The organism is [Mycobacterium] stephanolepidis (genome assembly GCF_002356335.1).
Lineage (GTDB): Bacteria > Actinomycetota > Actinomycetes > Mycobacteriales > Mycobacteriaceae > Mycobacterium > Mycobacterium stephanolepidis.
Window position 1 is genome coordinate 2,057,743 of record NZ_AP018165.1, and the last position, 16,269, is coordinate 2,074,011.

The following is a 16,269-nucleotide window of genomic DNA, read 5'->3' on the forward strand; positions in this document are numbered from 1 at the left end:
TTGTCACCAGGCCTGTGGCGTGTCCATTTACCGACGAGTAACCTACGGGACCGTAGGGTAAATGTATCGTGGGCGCGGAAGGAGGCCGATGGCAATCACGGACATCTCGGCATTCGCGCATCTCACCAGCGAGGACGTCGAGAACCTGGCCGTTGAGCTCGATGGGCTCCGGCGCGAGATCGAGGAGTCGCGCGGTACGCGCGACGCCCGCTATATCCGGCGCACCATCGCCGCGCAACGCGCGCTCGAGTTGACCGGCCGTGCGCTGCTGGCGGCGAGCAAGAAGCGCTCCGCATGGTGGGCCGGCACGCTGACGTTGGCCGTTGCCAAGATCATCGAGAACATGGAGATCGGCCACAACGTCATGCACGGGCAGTGGGATTGGATGAACGATCCCGAGATCCACTCCTCGACGTGGGAATGGGATATGGCAGGTGCCTCCAAGCACTGGCGATTCACGCATAACGTCGAGCACCACAAGTACACGAACATCCTCGATCTGGACGACGATGTGGGCTACGGGATCCTCAGGGTCACGCGCGACGAGTCGTGGAAGGTGCGCAACCTCCTGAACCTGCCACTCAACTTCATCCTCGCGGCTGGTTTTGAGTGGGGAATCGCCCTGCAGCACCTGGAATTCCGGAAGATCTGGACAAAGGAAACCCGTGAGGCGACCAAGCAGAGGGTGCGCGAACTGGTGGTCTCAGCAGGCGCGCAGGTCTTCAAGGACTACGTCGCGTTCCCGGCGATCACGGCGCTCTCTCCGGGGGCGTCCTATCGTTCGACGCTGACCTCCACCGCGACGGCCAACCTGATCCGCAATTTCTGGTCCAATGCCGTCATCTTCTGCGGGCATTTTCCGGACGGTGCGGAGAAGTTCTCCGTGACCGACATGGAGAACGAGACGCGGGGTCAGTGGTATCTGCGCCAGCTGCTGGGCAGCGCGAACTTCGATGCGGGTCCAACGATGCGACTGATGAGCGGCAACCTGTGTCATCAGATCGAACATCATCTCTACCCGGATTTGCCGAGTAACCGGCTGCACGAGATCTCACTACGGGTACGGGAGATCTGCGATCGCTATGACCTGCCGTACACCACCGGATCGATGCTGTTCCAGTATGCGAAGACCTGGCGCACCATTGCCAAACTCTCGTTGCCGGATCGGTTCCTACGTGCGACCGCGGACAATGCACCGGAGACTCGTAGTGAGCGCATGTTCGTGGTCTTAGAACCACCAGTGGCCGAGGCGAACTCGGTTCCGCGTCGCGGGCTCAAGACCGCCATCGCCATGGTGCGTGAGCGGCGCCGCACCAAGGTGTCCGTCTAGTTTTCTGGGTGGCCGATCACGTCATCGGCGACGCGAACCCGCCCTGGTGATGTTGATGATTCTGCCGCGGATGTGGGCGGAACGCGATATGCAGTGATGTGTGACTACGTACGCAGAGGCCCCGGCGGTAACCGAAGTGGGCCGAGGGGATGCCCTGACCTCGGGTTCTGTCGAGAAGCCGGCACGCACACTGACCGGCTTCCTGGCCATGACACTGGATACTTTTGGTGCCATGCTGCGTCGTCCGCCGGCCGTGGGCGAGTTCTTCCGGCAGGTGTGGTCGATAGCCAGAGTGTCAGTTCTGCCGATGTGCATGGTGGCGATACCGCTCGCCGTAGTGATCGTGCTCGTCCTCGAGGCCCTGGTGTTCGGCCCGACCGGCTTTCCGACGCACGTGGTGTTGGTCGCGGCGGCCACGGGTGCCACTGTGGTCTTCGCCGAGGCGGATTCGTCTCGGATTCAGCAGGAGATCGACGCGATGCGGGGCAGGGGCATGGACATTACGCACGGGTTCGTTGTTCCCCGTGTCCTTGCCACGGCAGTCACAGCGGTGCCACTGGCGTTGATAGCTGTTGGGGCAGCTGGCGTCTACTTCTTCTCGGCTTTCGGAAAGCACACTCCGCTGAGTCTGTTCATCGGGAACTTGGCGCAGCTGATGAGCCCGACCAATGTGCTGATCGTGGCCATCGAGGCGGCGGCTCTCGGGTTCATCGGAGGCCTTATTGCCTGCTACAAAGGACTTACCGCGCCCGCTGACCGGTCATGACCAAAGCGACGCGGTCACCGTGTGGTGAGCAGGGTCGTCAGGCGAAAGACCGGTGCGACCAGGCTGGCGGCACGTAGCCCGATCCTTTGAAGACGTTGGCTGCGCATGAGGGGGCCCAATCCCGCGAGCTGTGCGGCACCGTAAAGCATGTCCCAGTCGGTATCGATGTGGGTGATCTTGAAGTCTTCGGTCAATGTATAGCGGTCGATACCAATGAAATTCAGGCATCGGCCGGTTCCCTTGAGCTTGGCGCCGGTGTTGGGCTCGATGGTCTCACCGATCATGCGGCCGATACCTCGCCACGGAATGGTGACCCGCCACTGACCGTCGAAGTAGTCCCAGTAGGGCAGTGACCGGTTGGTTCCGTCTTGCGGGTAGAACGCAAAGTCGGGGAAGACGTCGAAGGCGGCCTGGCAGTTGTCGATCGTGAACTGACGTCCGAGTCTGTTCTCCTGGAACGTCGTGCTGTCGATGTAGCTGCACTCCTCGGCAATGCAGTAATCGATCTTCTTGATGTCCTGCTCGGCCCAGGCGTCAAACCATGTGTAGGCGAACTCTGTTCGGCCCTGGGCCGGAAGTCCGCGCTCGATGTCGTTCTTTTCCTGCTGCCGCACCTTCTTCCAGAATTCCGGCATGAGCGCCTGATACTGCGCGTGTTCCGGCGAGGGGCCCAACTTGTCCAATCTGCTCATCTCTTTCCTTTCGTTGTGGGACTGTGTGATGGCTCAGCGGGTGAGGAGCCGTGTCGGGAGGCCGCCGGCCAAGCCGGTGGAGACTCGTACTCGGTGTCGGGGTGTCCAGCCATCGCGGATCTGGAATGCATAGCGCTGCAGGATGGTTCCGAGGACCAAGGTTCCCTCGATGTAGGCCATCCGCGTGCCCATGCACTTGCGTGGTCCGATACTGAACGGCAGGAAAGCATTCCGATTGATCTTGTCGGTCAGGAATCGTTCGGGATTGAACGTCTCCGGGTCCTTCCAGAACCGGGGGTCGCGCTGCAGTGCGTATTGCGTGATGACGACCTGTGAGCCCTGCGGAATGAGATAGCCACCGATCTCGTCGTCCTGTACGGCCGTTCGGATGTTGGCGGGTGCGGCCTGAAAGCGCTGCGCCTCATCGAAACATGCCTTCAGATACTTCAGGTTTTCCAGGTCGTCGTACTCCAATGTCTTTCCGCCCAGCGCGTCGATTTCGTTGTACGCCTTACCGAGCGCGATCGGGTTGCGGCAGAGCAGCGCGATGGTCCAGGCCAGTGAGGCGGCGGTGGTCTCGAATCCCGCGAACACCAATCCGGCGGCCTCCGAGCGCCGTCGCCGGTGCTGTATCTGCGGGCAGCCCTCGAATTCCAGACCGACCAACGCATCCACCAGATCGGGCGAGTCGGACGCCGGGCACCCTTTCCGTTCGTCGACAAAGCGGTCGAGGATGCCGAACAGTTCCGCTTTCGCCTGTTCGCCACTGCGACGCAGGGGATTTGGCATCCAGCTGGGCAGATAGTGCATGGCGACCCGGCTGATCACGTAGCGGCCGTACCGTCGCGCACCGTCGACGGCGTGATCAATCTCGTCGGAGCCGAGCTGAACGTTGAACATCGAGCGCATCAGCCCGTCCATCACGACCGCACCGAGTTCATGTTCGAGGTCCACAGGTTGCCCGCTGCCCACATGGCGTGACCAGGCATCGACTCGATCGGTTATTCCTTCCATCATGAGCGGTGTCGCTGCCGCCAATGCGCGTTCGCCGAAGTAGGGATTGAAAGCGGTGCGGACTCGTTTCCACTCCCGGCCCTCGAGCAAGGGGAGGGCGGCCGGTTCCCCGGAGACCAACTCGATGGTGGCCTCGTGCTTCGCGTATCGGTCGTGGTGGCGGGTGAACACATGGTCGATGTACTCGGGATGGTTGATCAGGGTGACTGTGAGTGCGGGGCTTGGGCCCGTGAAGAGGCGGACGATGTCGCCGTATCGGTTCGCGATCTTGGGCAGTAGCAGGTACGGCAGGCGAAACGGGTCACCCAGGCAGCTCAGTCCCAGCAGTGCGGCCCGATGCAAGGGCAGTCGCGGGGCAAGCCGAGGTCCCGGGGTCTGCGGCGCTTCCTGTGCGGGGGAGTTCGTGCCGATGGCGTGCATGGCTGCCTCTTCTCTGCGGAACGGAGATTCTGGTGGCGAAGTGTATGGCGGATTCGATCAGCATGCAATACTGAATCAAAAGTAATTCATTGATTCAAATGCCAGGTAGATGTGCCGGGAGGAGGGGCTGTGAGTCGCACCGAGGTTTCGCAGGCCCCCGCCGTTACTATCGGGTCCGTGGTAGAGATCGACTCGTTGCTGCGGCAGCTGGTCACCGGAACCCTGTCCGACACGAATGTGGCGACCTCTCATTTGTTGGATGCCGCGCGCGAGGAATTCGTCGCCCACGGGATCGCCCGCACCGCTGTCGGGGATATCGCACGCCGCGCCGGTGTGTCCCGCCCGACGCTGTACCGGAAGTGTGGAGACAAGGAAGACATAGTCGCCGCTGTGTTGGTCCGGGAGACAGCCGAATTCTTCATGCGGGCACAGGCTGCGCTCGCGCCCTTGTCCAATGCCGAGGACAGGATGGTCGAGGCATTCGTCATGGGCATGCGTGAGGCACGTGATCATCCATTGGTGATGGCTCTCAAGGAATTCGACGCCGAATCGTTCTCGCGGAATATCTTTGATGTGAATGCGTCCGGCTACCAGGGCCTGCTTGCGGTGATCGCGGAACTACTGGCCGACGAGGACTATCCCATTCCTGCGGTGAAGCGCGCACTCGACCTGGCGCTGCGGCTGACGTCGACGTTTCTGGTGAACCCTTCCGTGCTGGTGCCGACCGACACCGACGAAAACACCCGCGAGTTCGCGGGCCGATATCTGCTACCCCTTATGCGTGCCGCCCGTTAGGTGCGCTCCGTATCCTGGTGTGGTGGCTACAGTTTTGACGGTGAACGTGGGCCAGCTGCGGTCGAATCCGGCAGGTGGGCCTACGCGCACCGGTATCGACAAACATCCCACCGAATCGGTGATAGCCGTCCGCGCGCCGGGTGGCGGGGTTGAGGGTGTCGGCAGCGGTCTGGAAGGTGACGCGATCGGGGATACGAGCGTGCACGGTGGCGATGACCAAGCCGTGTACGCATATGCCCGCGAGGATCTGGACTGGTGGCAGCATGCACTCGGACGAGAGCTGGCGAACGGCCAGTTCGGGGAGAACCTGACCACCCGCGAGATCGATGTGACTGGCGCGCTCATCGGTGAGCAGTGGCATATCGGTGACGGCGGGCTGGTGCTGGAAGTGTCCGCGCCGCGAATACCGTGTCGGACCTTTGCGGCCTGGCTCGATCTGCGCGGATGGGTCAAAACCTTTACAACACAAGCAATCCCCGGCGCGTACTTCCGGGTGATCTCACCCGGGGTGGTGCGAAAAGGTGACGGCATCGCCGTCAAGAACCGTCCGGGGCACGATGTGACCGTCGGACTTGCGTTCCGGGCGCTGACCCTCGAATCCGAGTTGCTTCCGCGGCTTCTCGATGCTCCCGCGTTGCCGGAGCACGTTAAGGAGACTGTCAGGCGTAGGAGCGGATCGGCGTAATTTACCGCCGCTGCACCAGGACCGTCTGTGCGCTGGAGCCGATGTAGCCGCGGCGGTCGAATATTTCCGCGGTGGTCACGCCGACACCGTCGGGTCCGACCGACATCCGGGCGCGTACACCGAACTCGTCGCCTTGAGGAATTCGGTGGACGTGCATCACGGTGTCGGTGTTCATGTAGACGAACCGCAGGGGATTGAGTACCGCGCCGATGCCGTTCGCGGAGTCGATGACCGATGCCAGTCGCTGCCATCCGGTGGTGGGCTCGGTGTCGACGATGTGCACATGTGGTCGCATCCAGGCCACTTGTGGTTCCCCGTTTGGTACCGAAAACCACTGAAAATCAACCGATTTCGAGTAATTCGAGCCCTCGAAGCCGAATGCCGGCGGTGTGGGGCCGGGCGGGTACTCGGGCAGGGGTGGGTACCGGTCGCTGGCCTTGTCGGCGGTCACCGAAGTCGCCAACAGCCACGCGCTGGCTCGTGCGACCGCCCGGTAACCGCCATTGGCACGCGCCTCCATCTCGGCCACGGCAAGCGCGATGCGGCGACCTGGCCGTTCGATCCACGCTCGTACGCGCACCGGCTCCAGCGGAACCGGGCCGAGGATGTCGAGCGCCACCCGGCCGATCCTCAGGCTCTCGCGCGGCTCCGGCAGCTCCTCGATAGCCTTGAGTAGCAACGCCATCGGGGGAGAGCCGTGCTGCAGGTTCGGCCCCCACCCGCTGGCGGTCAACTCGGTGGACTCGAACACCTGGAACTGGCTGTCGGCATCCAATCGCCGGTAGTAACAGCCCGTTAGCTCCAACGTCATGCGGCATCTCCCGGGATCGCGGTCGCGGAGGCTTCGGCATCTTCGATATCAGTATCGGAGACACCGTAATCGGAGGGCCAGCCCGGGTAGGGCGGCGGCGTGCCACCGAACGCGGGGCACAGCGACTGATGGGCACACCAGTCGCATAACCGTGACGGACTGGGCCGGAAGTCGCCCGTGGTGCCCAGATTCTGAATCGTTCGCCAGATCGCCATCAGCGTCTTCTCGAACTTGAGCAGCTCTGCCTCATCCGGTGTGTAGTCGAGAACCTCGCCATCGGACAGATACAGCAGCCGCAGCCGTCGCGGCACCACCCCGCGGGTGCGATACAGCGCGACGGCATAGAACTTCATCTGAAACAACGCCTTGGCTTCGAACAAGGCGCGCGGCGCACGTCCGGTCTTGTAGTCGACCAGACGCATCGCGCCTCCGGGTGCGATGTCGATGCGATCGATGAATCCGCGCAGCATTGTGCCGTCGGACAACTCCACCTCGACGCGCTCCTCGCAACTGTCGGGATCGAATCGGGTGGGATCTTCAAGCCGGTAGTAGCCCGACAGTAGATCTCGCGCCTCGTCGAGGAACCCCGGAAGGCGATCGGCCTCGACCACCGCCGCGAGTTCAGGGTTCGATTCCACGAGGCGTTCCCACGCGGGCTCCACCAATCCGGCGGCGGTGGCGTACTCGCGATCGGCCGCGGGCCGGGCGTAGAGATCTTCCAGCGCGGCATGCACGAGGCTGCCCCGCACCTGCGCTGTTGAGGGCGGCTCGGGGAGGCGGTCGATCGCGCGGAACCGGTACAGCAGCGGGCATTGTTTGAAGTCGCTGGCACGGGAAGGGGACAGCGCGGGCCGGCGTGTGGGCCGGTTCTGCGTGGTCTCCTCCATGGTTGGCAGCCTAGGCATCGTGTCCGACAGGTGCTGACGCCACGCCGGGCACAAAGCCGCTGGGCTCTGTTCAACACATGTCACAAGTCGTCCCCAAAATATCCGTACTCGAAGTAACGTGAACCTCTCATTGGCCATGGGGCGGCGAAGCCCCGCGCGAGAGGAATGCGCAGTGACGACGGCAAAGCATCGAAGCCCTCTGGACAGTCTGCAGGTGAACGACACCGCGCTCGCCGGATCCGAACTCGGCGAGCGGTGGACTGCGGTGGCCGATGGCCCCAGTCGGTACTCCCGGGTGTCCTTCACCCCGAACGTCTCGATCCCGCTGTCCGACGGGACCGTGCTCAAGGCTCAGGTGTTCCGGCCGGCCGATGCCGACGGGACTCCGGTCGGCGACCCGGTGCCGGTGCTCTTCAACCTCACCCCCTACAACAAATCCGTTACTCACCTGGCGGCATGGCTGCTGCGAGGCCTGAACCGGTTCGGCATTACCGTGCCGTCCGCGCCGCCCAGTAATCCGCGCCTTGCGGAGCTCGCCGAGCTGGCGCGGGCGATTCCGGGTGGTGGCCTGACGACCTTCGGAGTGAATGACTCGCTGATCCGTAGTGGTTACGCCCAGGTTGTCGTCGATGTTCGCGGCACCGGCGCCTCCTCCGGCGACTGGGGGATGCTCAACGATCTTGAACAGCGGGACACCGCCGAGGTGGTGGCCTGGGCGCAGGCCCAGCCGTGGTGCGACGGATCGGTCGGCATGTATGGCATCTCGTACTGTTCGATCAACGCGCTGCAGGCCGCCGGCAATCGGGTGCCGGGCCTCGGTGCGGTGTTCGCAGTCGAGCCTGTCAGTGACATCTCCCGCGACCTCATGAAAACCGGTGGGGCGCAGACATTCTTCCTGCCCGTCTGGATGCTTGCCGTTGCGTTGGGAAAGTGGTTGCCCTCGCCGTCGGACGTGGCACGTGGCGGCGTCGGCCTGGGCTGGCTCGCGGGGCGGTTGCGCGCACCACTGAATCGTGTGGTGCGGTACATCTTCGAGGGCTTGCGTGGCACGGGGGCGCTGATCGATGACGACGAGTATTTCCAGCAGATCAGTCCCCGCTTCGAGGACATCGAGATCCCGACGTTTGTCTATGGGGCGTGGGATGACATCTTTGGTCCGGCGGCCCTGCGTATCCATCGACGAGCCGCAGTGCCGGGCGGGCGGTTTCAGGTTGTCATCAACGAGGGCTACCACGGTTCCCCGGGTTCACAGCTTGGCCGGGAAGACGGGCCTCCCCGGCTGGATGTCTTGCAGCGTGCGTGGTTTGACAAGTGGCTCAAAGGTATTGACAACGGAATGGAGGGCTACGGCCCGCTCACCTTGCAACAACAAAATGGTGGTTGGCACACCCTGGACGTCTATCCGCGACCCGAAGCGGCGCCGCAACGGTTCTATCTGGATGCCGAACCCTCGGGGGTGGGAGCTGGTTCGACGTTCGACGGGTCGTTGACGGGTGCTGCGCCGCTCAACAAGACCGAGCACCTCCTTCGCCGACGGATGGGATTGCTGAAATCGCCCACGACCTCCCGACTTGCAGCCGGCATCACTGCGGTGCTGGGAACGTCCGGGCTCAAGGACTCTCGGTACTTCGAGCGCGGTGCACTGACCTTCACCAGCAGCCCCGCCGCCGAGCCATGGGTGATCTCCGGGGCGCTGAACCTTCATCTGTGCACCAAAGCGATAGGTACAGAGGCATTCTGGGTCGTGTCGGTGACAGATGTGGCACCCGACGGCTTTTCTCGGATGCTGGCCGAGGGTGCCCTGCTGGCATCGCGCCGCGGCGTGGATGAGGACAAGAGTCTGCGTACCGCGGACGGTGACTACCTATCGCCCTGGCATCCCACCGGTAAGGGATCGACCCTTCCGGTGAAACCCGGCGTGCCGACAACACTCGACATCGATCTCACCGAGGTGGATGCGGTGATCGCGGCGGGGCATCGGCTGCGGGTCGTCATCGCGGCGGCCAGTCTGCCGAGGTACATACCGTCCATTCCGGAGCTGTGGGCGAGCCGCCACGGGCAGGCCCTGGTCCTGGATCCCGGCCAGCCGAGTTACCTGGTGGCACCCGTGATTCTCGGTGCCGGCGCCGGGGCCGCTTAGTCCTCGTCAGTTCACTGATTTCTCATCTACTTTTTCTGTAACTTACGGTACCGTAGGTTACAGATGGCGGTAGGCCGAACAGAGAGGTGGACGAGATGGTGACCGGACTGCAAACACGACTACTGACAGAGCTGGAGCCTGTTGTCGAGGCGAATCTCGAGCGGCACCTGAGCGCCGCACGCCCATGGGCCCCACATGATTACGTGCCCTGGAGCAGGGGACGGGACTTCGCGTTTCTGGGCGGCGAGGACTGGAAACCGGAGGATAGCCCGCTCGATCCGATCGCCCAGTCAGCGTTGATCGTCAATCTGCTGACCGAGGACAACCTGCCGTCATATCACCGTGAGATCGCCACGAGGTTCGGGCGAGACGGTGCGTGGGGAACCTGGGTGGGCCAGTGGACGGCGGAGGAGGGGCGGCACAGCATCGCGCTTCGCGACTATCTGGTGGTCACCCGTGGTGTCGACCCGAGCAACCTCGAAGCGATGCGCATGGCGCACACCATCGCCGGTTACGACTCGGGGGACAAGACGCCCTTGGAGGCGCTGGCTTACGTGTCGTTCCAGGAGCTGGCCACGCGGATATCTCACCGCAACACGGGGAAGGCCTCAGGCTGCCCCATCGCCGATCAGCTGTTGGCGCGAGTCGCGCTGGACGAGAACCTGCACATGGTCTTCTATCGCAATCTCATGTCGGCGGCACTCGATATCGAGCCCGATGCCGCGATGCAGGCGATCTGCAAGGAGATCGTCGGTTTCGCGATGCCGGGTATGGGGATGGCGGGATTTGCGCAGAACGCGATAGCCATCGCGAAAGCCGGCATCTACGACCTGCGCATCCATCACGACGAGGTTCTGCAACCCATCCTGAGGTTCTGGCGGGTCTTCGAACGTTCCGATATCGGACCCGAGGGCGAGCAGGCCCGCGATACGCTCGTGAAATTCCTTGCCGCCGTGGATGAGCGAGCGAAGTACTACGAGGAGAAGGCGGCGATCCGGGCCGCGGCGCGGGTGTAGGTAATCGCCAGCGCCTCCCGGTTACCGGGAGGCGCTGTTGCCCGCCCTGCGGGCGGATCGCTGTCCCTGGCCTTGACGCCCCTGACCTTGACCCTGACCCTGGCGGCCTTGGCCCTGCCCGCCGCGCCGTGGCGCACGTGCCGGACGTCCTTCGGCACCGCCGCGAGGTCGGTGCGACCGCTGGCCGTTCGCGGTGGCGGAGCCGTTGGCCTTTTGTGCGGGAGCAGGTTTCACATACGGAGCTACCTCGCCCACCAAGGTCTTGACCTCATCGGAATGGGCCGTCACCTGCTGGGGCGTGGCGGTGATGGCGGCCTTGCGTAGCAGCTGCGTGACATCGCGGCGCTGCTCGGGAAGCACCACCGTGACCACATCGCCGGTGCCGCCGGCGCGTGCAGTGCGGCCTGATCGGTGCAGGTAGGCCTTGTGCTCAGCAGGGGGGTCGACGTGTACGACGAGCGCGACATCGTCGACGTGCACGCCGCGGGCAGCGACATCCGTCGCCACCAGCACCCGTGCTTCGCCGTTGGCGAACGCGGCCAAGTTGCGATCACGCGCGCCCTGAGAGAGGTTGCCGTGCAAGTCAACTGATGGGATGCCCGACTGGTTGAGCTGATGCGCGAGGCGCTTGGCGTGGTGCTTGGTGCGCATGAACAGGATGCGCCGTCCGGTGCCGGAGGCCAGCGTGTTCACAAGTTCACGCTTGGCGTCGGGGCCGCTGACCGTGAACACATGGTGTGTCATCGCGGCCACCGGGGAATCGACGGGATCAACCGAATGCTCGGAGGGGGAGTGCAGGAATCGCTTGACCAACTTGTCGACGTCGTTGTCCAAAGTGGCCGAGAACAGCAGGCGCTGACCGGAACTCGGGGTCGCGGCGAGCAGCCGCGTCACAACGGGCAGGAATCCGAGATCTGCCATGTGGTCGGCCTCGTCCAGAACGCTGATCTCGACACCGTCCAGGGTCAGGTGGCGCTGCTTGAGGAGGTCATCGAGCCGACCGGGGCAGGCGACCACGATGTCGACGCCGGCCTTGAGCGCCTGAACCTGCCGGTGCTGCGAGACGCCGCCGAAGATGGTGGTGACCTTCATGCGGTAGGCAGCCGCCAGAGGCTCGATGACCGCGCTGATCTGGGTCGCCAGCTCGCGGGTCGGCGCGAGCACGAGCGCCCGCGGACGGCCCGGCACTCGGGTGCCTTCGGCGATGCGTGCGACGACGGGGATGGAGAACGCGAGGGTCTTGCCGCTGCCAGTCTTACCGCGGGCCAGCACATCACGGCCGGCGAGTGTGTCCGGCAGAGTGGCGGCCTGGATCGGGAACGGGGCGTCGATGCCGCCCTGCTGCAGGGCGCGGACCAGTACTGCGGGCACGCCGAGTGACGCGAATGTGGTTGAAGACATGAGAAATGACGCCTTTCGAGGCTTCGAGATGGCGAGATTGCCGATGGGCAATATCGATCGCCGTGAGAAAAGCCTGAAATCAGCGGACTGGCTGACGAAAGAATGATCTACGACGCAGGCGCACAGTGGCGCTTACCCAAGACAGTACGTGCCTTTGGCCTCTAGAGCTAAATCGTGTGTGCCGAAACACATTGGCGGGTGACCCGTTTTACCTGCAAGGCCTGCCCAGTTCGCGGTGCGCGACACACACCTGGCAAGGTGAGCGCATGACTCGGACCGGGCCCTTTGTCGTGGGCGATCGCGTGCAACTGACCGACCCCAAGGGGCGGCACTACACGATGGTGCTCGAGCCGGGTAAGGAGTTTCACACCCATCGAGGCGCCATCGCACACGACACGGTGATCGACCTTCCCGAAGGCAGCGTGGTGAAGTCGACCAACGGCGACCAGTTTCTGGTGCTGCGTCCTTTGCTGATCGACTACGTGTTGTCGATGCCGCGTGGTGCGCAGGTGATCTACCCGAAGGACGCCGCGCAGATCGTTCATGACGGCGATATCTTCCCGGGCGCGCGGGTACTGGAGGCCGGTGTGGGCTCGGGTGCGCTCACCTGCTCGCTGCTGCGCGCGGTGGGACCCGAGGGAACGGTGATCTCTTACGAGATTCGTGAGGATCACGCCGAACACGCTGTGCGAAACGTCACAGCGTTCTTCGGGGAGCAACCGGACAACTGGGAGCTGGTGATCGGTGATCTCGCCGAACGGGCTGCCGATGCCGGTGGGGTCGACCGGGTGGTCCTGGACATGCTGGCACCCTGGGAGACTTTGCCCGCGGTGGCTGAATCGCTGGTGCCGGGCGGCGTGCTCATCGTTTACGTCGCGACCGTCACGCAACTGTCGCGCGTGGTCGAGGCGCTACGGGAACAGCAATGCTGGACCGAACCGCGGTCCTGGGAGTCGATGCAGCGCGGCTGGAACGTCGTCGGGCTTGCGGTGCGTCCGGAGCACAGCATGCGCGGGCACACCGCGTTCTTGGTCAGTGCGCGTCGTCTGGCGCCGGGCACCATCACTCCGACGCCGCTGCGGCGTAAGCGCCTACCTAGCTGAGGCTGTCGCTAGGGGCGGCTACGGGGTAGGTGCAGGGGCCGGTGTCTCGGGAGCGGGTGCACCGGCGGGAGGTGCCTCGTGCGGTGCGGCGGTGCCCGCAAGCGATGTCCCGGTCTTGAGTAAGAGGTCGGAGGTTCGCTTGGACAGCTTCCAGCCCTCACCCTCGGGCGAGAACGACATCGGGACCGCGAACCCGCCCATCTTCGGGCTCGGACTGTTGATGGTGACTACGGCTTCGACGTCGCCCTGGGTTTCCGTCGACCACTTGGGGTCTTTCACGGTGAACGACAACGGTGAGAACCCGGCGTCGCCGATCGCCTTGGTGAACTTGTCCAGCTGCTCGGGAGTGGCGCCCTGAACGGCGGTCACCTTCTCGGCGCCCGGCAGGTTCGGGTCGGCGAGGCGGTTGAGGACATCGGTCAACACCGCTGGATCCGGCAGCGGATGGTTCGGGACGGCGGCGGCCACTGCCGAGGATGCGGGCTGTGTCGCCGAAGCGCTGCTGGGGCCGGCCTTATCGTTTGAGCTGCTGCAGGCGGTCAGGGCGAGAACCGCTGCACCGGCGGCGACGGCGAGTTGAAGGTGACGGGCCATGATCCTGGTGACTCCATTCGGCATATCGGCTAAGTCGTTCAGCCAAGTGCGGTGACGATATCGGCGTGCGAGGTCGTGGTGATCATCCAGCCCTCCTCGTACACGTCTACCTTCCAGACTTACCCGATGCCGCCTGGATCAGCGAAACCGCCGAGGCCTTGCTGATCTTCCAGCCATCCTGGTTCACGAAGTTGATCTTCGTCGTGTATGCCTGCGTCTTGGGGCCGGTGATGGTGACCGCCGCAGCGGCCACACCCGGTGCGGTGGATTTGATGTCGGACACAGTGAAAGCCAGTGGCAGGAAACCGTCGCGGTTGGCGCTCTTGAAGGCGCGATCGGCGTAAATCGCCTCACCCGCACCGATGCCGCCTTCTACCAAGCCACCCTTGGCGAGGGCCGACACGCCCGGATCTGCGAGCGAATACAGCAAACCGCTCAGCTCATCGGATGTGGGCGCCGCATCGGCAGGCTCGGAGGGCACGTCCATGGGAGTGTCCCAGGACACCGGGGTAATCTCCGTGGGCATGGTGGTCGTTGCTGTCGAGCCAGCGGAGCTGGCTGTCGGCTCGCCCATCGGCACTGCCAAGCCAACCGCTGCCGCCGCGAGTAAACCCAGCGTGGCGACCCCTGACATACCGGTTCGTGAGCTCACGGTTGTCCTTTCGATCGACCTGAATGTGACGAACGCTAACAGCGTAGACGTCCCAGGCAACGGGTAGACCCCGCACGGGCGGCCAATCGCCGGTAGCGTTGAAGCATCCACCGCACCAATTCTCGGTGTGGGAAAGGAGGACATCATGAGTGAGTCGGAGCGTTCAGAGGCGTTCGGCACACCGGATGCCGCCGAACTGGAACGGCTACGTCGAGAGGTTGCGGCCCTTCGCCAAGAGCTGGAAGGCAGCGCGGCCCACGGAACTGGTGACACGGGTCGTCTGCGCGACCTGAACCAGCTTGAGGCTCGTATCGACTCCCTGAATGCGCGTAACGCCAAGCTGATGGACACCCTCAAAGAGGCCCGTCAGCAGCTCTTGGCGCTGCGCGAGGAGGTTGACCGGCTGGGCCAGCCGCCGAGCGGTTACGGCGTATTGCTGGCCGTGCAGTCCGATGACACGGTGGACGTATTCACCTCCGGTCGCAAGATGCGGGTGACCTGCTCTCCCAACATCGAGACCGCCGAGCTGCGGAGGGGGCAGACCGTACGCCTCAACGAGGCGCTCACGGTGGTAGAGGCCGGCAACTTCGAATCGGTCGGTGAGATCAGCACGCTACGAGAGCTGTTGGATGACGGTCACCGCGCGCTTGTGGTGGGGCATGCGGACGAGGAGCGCATCGTCTGGCTGGCCGATCCGCTGATCGCGCCCGATCTCTCGGACGTATCCGAGGATGCCGACGGAGCGGATCTGAAGCCCCGGAAACTACGGCCCGGCGATTCGTTGCTGGTCGATACCAAGGCCGGATACGCCTTCGAGCGGATTCCCAAGGCCGAGGTCGAGGATCTGGTGCTCGAAGAGGTGCCCGACGTCAGCTACAGCGACATCGGTGGCCTGACGCGGCAGATCGAACAGATTCGCGACGCGGTGGAATTGCCGTTCCTGCACAAGGACCTCTATCGGGAGTACGCCCTGCGCCCGCCCAAGGGTGTGCTGCTGTACGGGCCCCCCGGATGCGGAAAGACACTCATCGCCAAGGCCGTTGCCAACTCGCTGGCTAAGAAGATGGCAGAGCTGCGCGGCGATGACTCGCGTGAGGCCAAGTCCTATTTCTTGAACATCAAGGGTCCGGAGCTGCTCAACAAGTTCGTCGGTGAGACCGAGCGGCATATCCGCCTGATCTTCCAGCGAGCCCGCGAAAAGGCTTCGGACGGTACGCCGGTCATCGTTTTCTTCGATGAGATGGACTCGATCTTCCGCACCCGCGGTACCGGCGTCAGCTCCGATGTGGAGACGACGGTCGTGCCGCAGCTGCTGTCCGAGATCGACGGCGTCGAGGGCTTGGAGAACGTCATCGTCATCGGCGCCTCCAACCGCGAAGACATGATCGACCCGGCGATCCTGCGGCCCGGCCGCCTCGACGTGAAGATCAAGATCGAACGGCCGGATGCCGAGTCGGCGCAAGACATCTTCTCCAAGTACCTGACCGACAAACTGCCGGTGAACACCGACGATCTGGCGGAGTTCGGTGGCGATCGCGGGCTGACCATCAAGGCCATGATCGAGAAGGTCGTGGACCGGATGTACGCCGAGATCGACGACAACCGGTTCCTGGAGGTCACCTATGCCAACGGTGACAAGGAAGTCATGTACTTCAAGGACTTCAACTCCGGCGCCATGATCCAGAACGTCGTGGACCGCGCGAAGAAGAACGCCATCAAGGCGGTGCTGGAGACCGGCCAGAAGGGTCTGCGTATTCAGCATCTGCTCGACTCGATCGTCGATGAGTTCGCCGAAAACGAGGACCTGCCCAACACCACCAATCCGGATGACTGGGCGCGGATCTCGGGTAAGAAGGGCGAGCGCATCGTGTACATCCGCACGCTGGTCACCGGCAAGAGCTCCAGCGCCAGCCGCGCCATCGACACCGAATCGAGCCTGGGCCAGTACCTCTAGGCACCGTGC

General features: G+C 63.8%; 15 protein-coding genes. 8 read left to right on the forward strand and 7 right to left on the reverse strand.

Annotation, left to right across the window (positions count from 1 at the left end):
- Positions 1-88 precede the first annotated feature (88 nt).
- Both MSTE_RS10255 and MSTE_RS10260 read left to right on the forward strand, forming a co-directional pair.
- Complete coding sequence (locus MSTE_RS10255; RefSeq protein ID WP_096500941.1) at positions 89-1,330, forward strand: fatty acid desaturase family protein; 1,242 nt, start codon at positions 89-91, stop codon at positions 1,328-1,330.
- Between the two features lie 100 nt (positions 1,331-1,430).
- A complete protein-coding gene (locus MSTE_RS10260; protein ID WP_096500943.1) occupies positions 1,431-2,096 on the forward strand; it encodes an ABC transporter permease in 666 nt (221 codons plus the stop codon).
- A 14-nt stretch (positions 2,097-2,110) separates the two neighbouring features.
- Here the strand turns inward: MSTE_RS10260 and MSTE_RS10265 are convergent, their stop codons facing one another.
- Positions 2,111-2,788, reverse strand: coding sequence for a nuclear transport factor 2 family protein (locus MSTE_RS10265; protein ID WP_162291405.1), 678 nt, complete (start codon positions 2,786-2,788; stop codon positions 2,111-2,113).
- Between the two features lie 33 nt (positions 2,789-2,821).
- Entirely contained in the window at positions 2,822-4,222 is a 1,401-nt protein-coding gene (locus MSTE_RS10270; protein WP_096500945.1) for a cytochrome P450, read from the reverse strand.
- A 129-nt stretch (positions 4,223-4,351) separates the two neighbouring features.
- Here MSTE_RS10270 and MSTE_RS10275 point away from each other — a divergent pair, with 129 nt between their 5' ends.
- Both MSTE_RS10275 and MSTE_RS10280 read left to right on the forward strand, forming a co-directional pair.
- A complete protein-coding gene (locus MSTE_RS10275) occupies positions 4,352-5,017 on the forward strand; it encodes a TetR/AcrR family transcriptional regulator (RefSeq protein ID WP_096500947.1) in 666 nt (221 codons plus the stop codon).
- A gap of 22 nt (positions 5,018-5,039) precedes the next feature.
- Positions 5,040-5,702, forward strand: a complete 663-nt coding sequence (locus tag MSTE_RS10280) for an MOSC domain-containing protein (protein WP_096505712.1) — start codon at positions 5,040-5,042, stop codon at positions 5,700-5,702.
- A 1-nt stretch (position 5,703) separates the two neighbouring features.
- On the opposite strand, the gene MSTE_RS10285 is transcribed toward MSTE_RS10280, so the two are convergent.
- Together MSTE_RS10285 and MSTE_RS10290 are read right to left on the reverse strand one after the other, a co-directional pair.
- Positions 5,704-6,513, reverse strand: coding sequence for a thioesterase family protein (locus MSTE_RS10285; RefSeq protein ID WP_096500949.1), 810 nt, complete (start codon positions 6,511-6,513; stop codon positions 5,704-5,706).
- Complete coding sequence (locus tag MSTE_RS10290) at positions 6,510-7,400, reverse strand: RecB family exonuclease (protein WP_096500951.1); 891 nt, start codon at positions 7,398-7,400, stop codon at positions 6,510-6,512. Before MSTE_RS10290 ends, MSTE_RS10285 begins: the two co-directional genes overlap by 4 nt.
- A gap of 172 nt (positions 7,401-7,572) precedes the next feature.
- On the opposite strand from MSTE_RS10290, the gene MSTE_RS10295 reads away from it, so the two are divergent.
- Complete coding sequence (locus MSTE_RS10295; RefSeq protein WP_162291406.1) at positions 7,573-9,540, forward strand: CocE/NonD family hydrolase; 1,968 nt, start codon at positions 7,573-7,575, stop codon at positions 9,538-9,540.
- Between the two features lie 95 nt (positions 9,541-9,635).
- A complete protein-coding gene (locus MSTE_RS10300; protein ID WP_096505714.1) occupies positions 9,636-10,556 on the forward strand; it encodes an acyl-ACP desaturase in 921 nt (306 codons plus the stop codon).
- 21 nt (positions 10,557-10,577) lie between these two features.
- Here MSTE_RS10300 and MSTE_RS10305 read toward each other — a convergent pair whose 3' ends face one another.
- Positions 10,578-11,927, reverse strand: a complete 1,350-nt coding sequence (locus tag MSTE_RS10305) for a DEAD/DEAH box helicase (protein WP_408645915.1) — start codon at positions 11,925-11,927, stop codon at positions 10,578-10,580.
- Between the two features lie 296 nt (positions 11,928-12,223).
- Here MSTE_RS10305 and MSTE_RS10310 point away from each other — a divergent pair, with 296 nt between their 5' ends.
- Positions 12,224-13,060: a tRNA (adenine-N1)-methyltransferase gene (locus tag MSTE_RS10310; RefSeq protein WP_096500956.1), complete on the forward strand. Its 837-nt coding sequence runs from the start codon at positions 12,224-12,226 to the stop codon at positions 13,058-13,060.
- An 18-nt stretch (positions 13,061-13,078) separates the two neighbouring features.
- Here MSTE_RS10310 and MSTE_RS10315 read toward each other — a convergent pair whose 3' ends face one another.
- Together MSTE_RS10315 and MSTE_RS10320 are read right to left on the reverse strand one after the other, a co-directional pair.
- Positions 13,079-13,678: a hypothetical protein gene (locus MSTE_RS10315; RefSeq protein ID WP_096500958.1), complete on the reverse strand. Its 600-nt coding sequence runs from the start codon at positions 13,676-13,678 to the stop codon at positions 13,079-13,081.
- An 82-nt stretch (positions 13,679-13,760) separates the two neighbouring features.
- Positions 13,761-14,288, reverse strand: a complete 528-nt coding sequence (locus MSTE_RS10320) for a hypothetical protein (RefSeq protein WP_096500960.1) — start codon at positions 14,286-14,288, stop codon at positions 13,761-13,763.
- Positions 14,289-14,451: 163 nt separating this feature from the next.
- Between MSTE_RS10320 and arc the strand changes: the two genes are divergently transcribed.
- Complete coding sequence (arc, locus tag MSTE_RS10325) at positions 14,452-16,260, forward strand: proteasome ATPase (protein WP_096505718.1); 1,809 nt, start codon at positions 14,452-14,454, stop codon at positions 16,258-16,260.
- Positions 16,261-16,269: the final 9 nt, after the last annotated feature.

Coding starts and splice junctions, on each gene's coding strand:
- MSTE_RS10255 (WP_096500941.1), top strand. CDS start 89: ATGGCAATCACGGACATCTCGGCATTCGCGCATCTCACCAGCGAGGAC.
- MSTE_RS10265 (WP_162291405.1), bottom strand. CDS start 2,788: ATGAGCAGATTGGACAAGTTGGGCCCCTCGCCGGAACACGCGCAGTAT.
- MSTE_RS10270 (WP_096500945.1), bottom strand. CDS start 4,222: ATGCACGCCATCGGCACGAACTCCCCCGCACAGGAAGCGCCGCAGACC.
- MSTE_RS10285 (WP_096500949.1), bottom strand. CDS start 6,513: ATGACGTTGGAGCTAACGGGCTGTTACTACCGGCGATTGGATGCCGAC.
- MSTE_RS10290 (WP_096500951.1), bottom strand. CDS start 7,400: ATGGAGGAGACCACGCAGAACCGGCCCACACGCCGGCCCGCGCTGTCC.
- MSTE_RS10300 (WP_096505714.1), top strand. CDS start 9,636: ATGGTGACCGGACTGCAAACACGACTACTGACAGAGCTGGAGCCTGTT.
- MSTE_RS10310 (WP_096500956.1), top strand. CDS start 12,224: ATGACTCGGACCGGGCCCTTTGTCGTGGGCGATCGCGTGCAACTGACC.
- MSTE_RS10315 (WP_096500958.1), bottom strand. CDS start 13,678: ATGCCGAATGGAGTCACCAGGATCATGGCCCGTCACCTTCAACTCGCC.
- MSTE_RS10320 (WP_096500960.1), bottom strand. CDS start 14,288: ATGTCAGGGGTCGCCACGCTGGGTTTACTCGCGGCGGCAGCGGTTGGC.
- arc (WP_096505718.1), top strand. CDS start 14,452: ATGAGTGAGTCGGAGCGTTCAGAGGCGTTCGGCACACCGGATGCCGCC.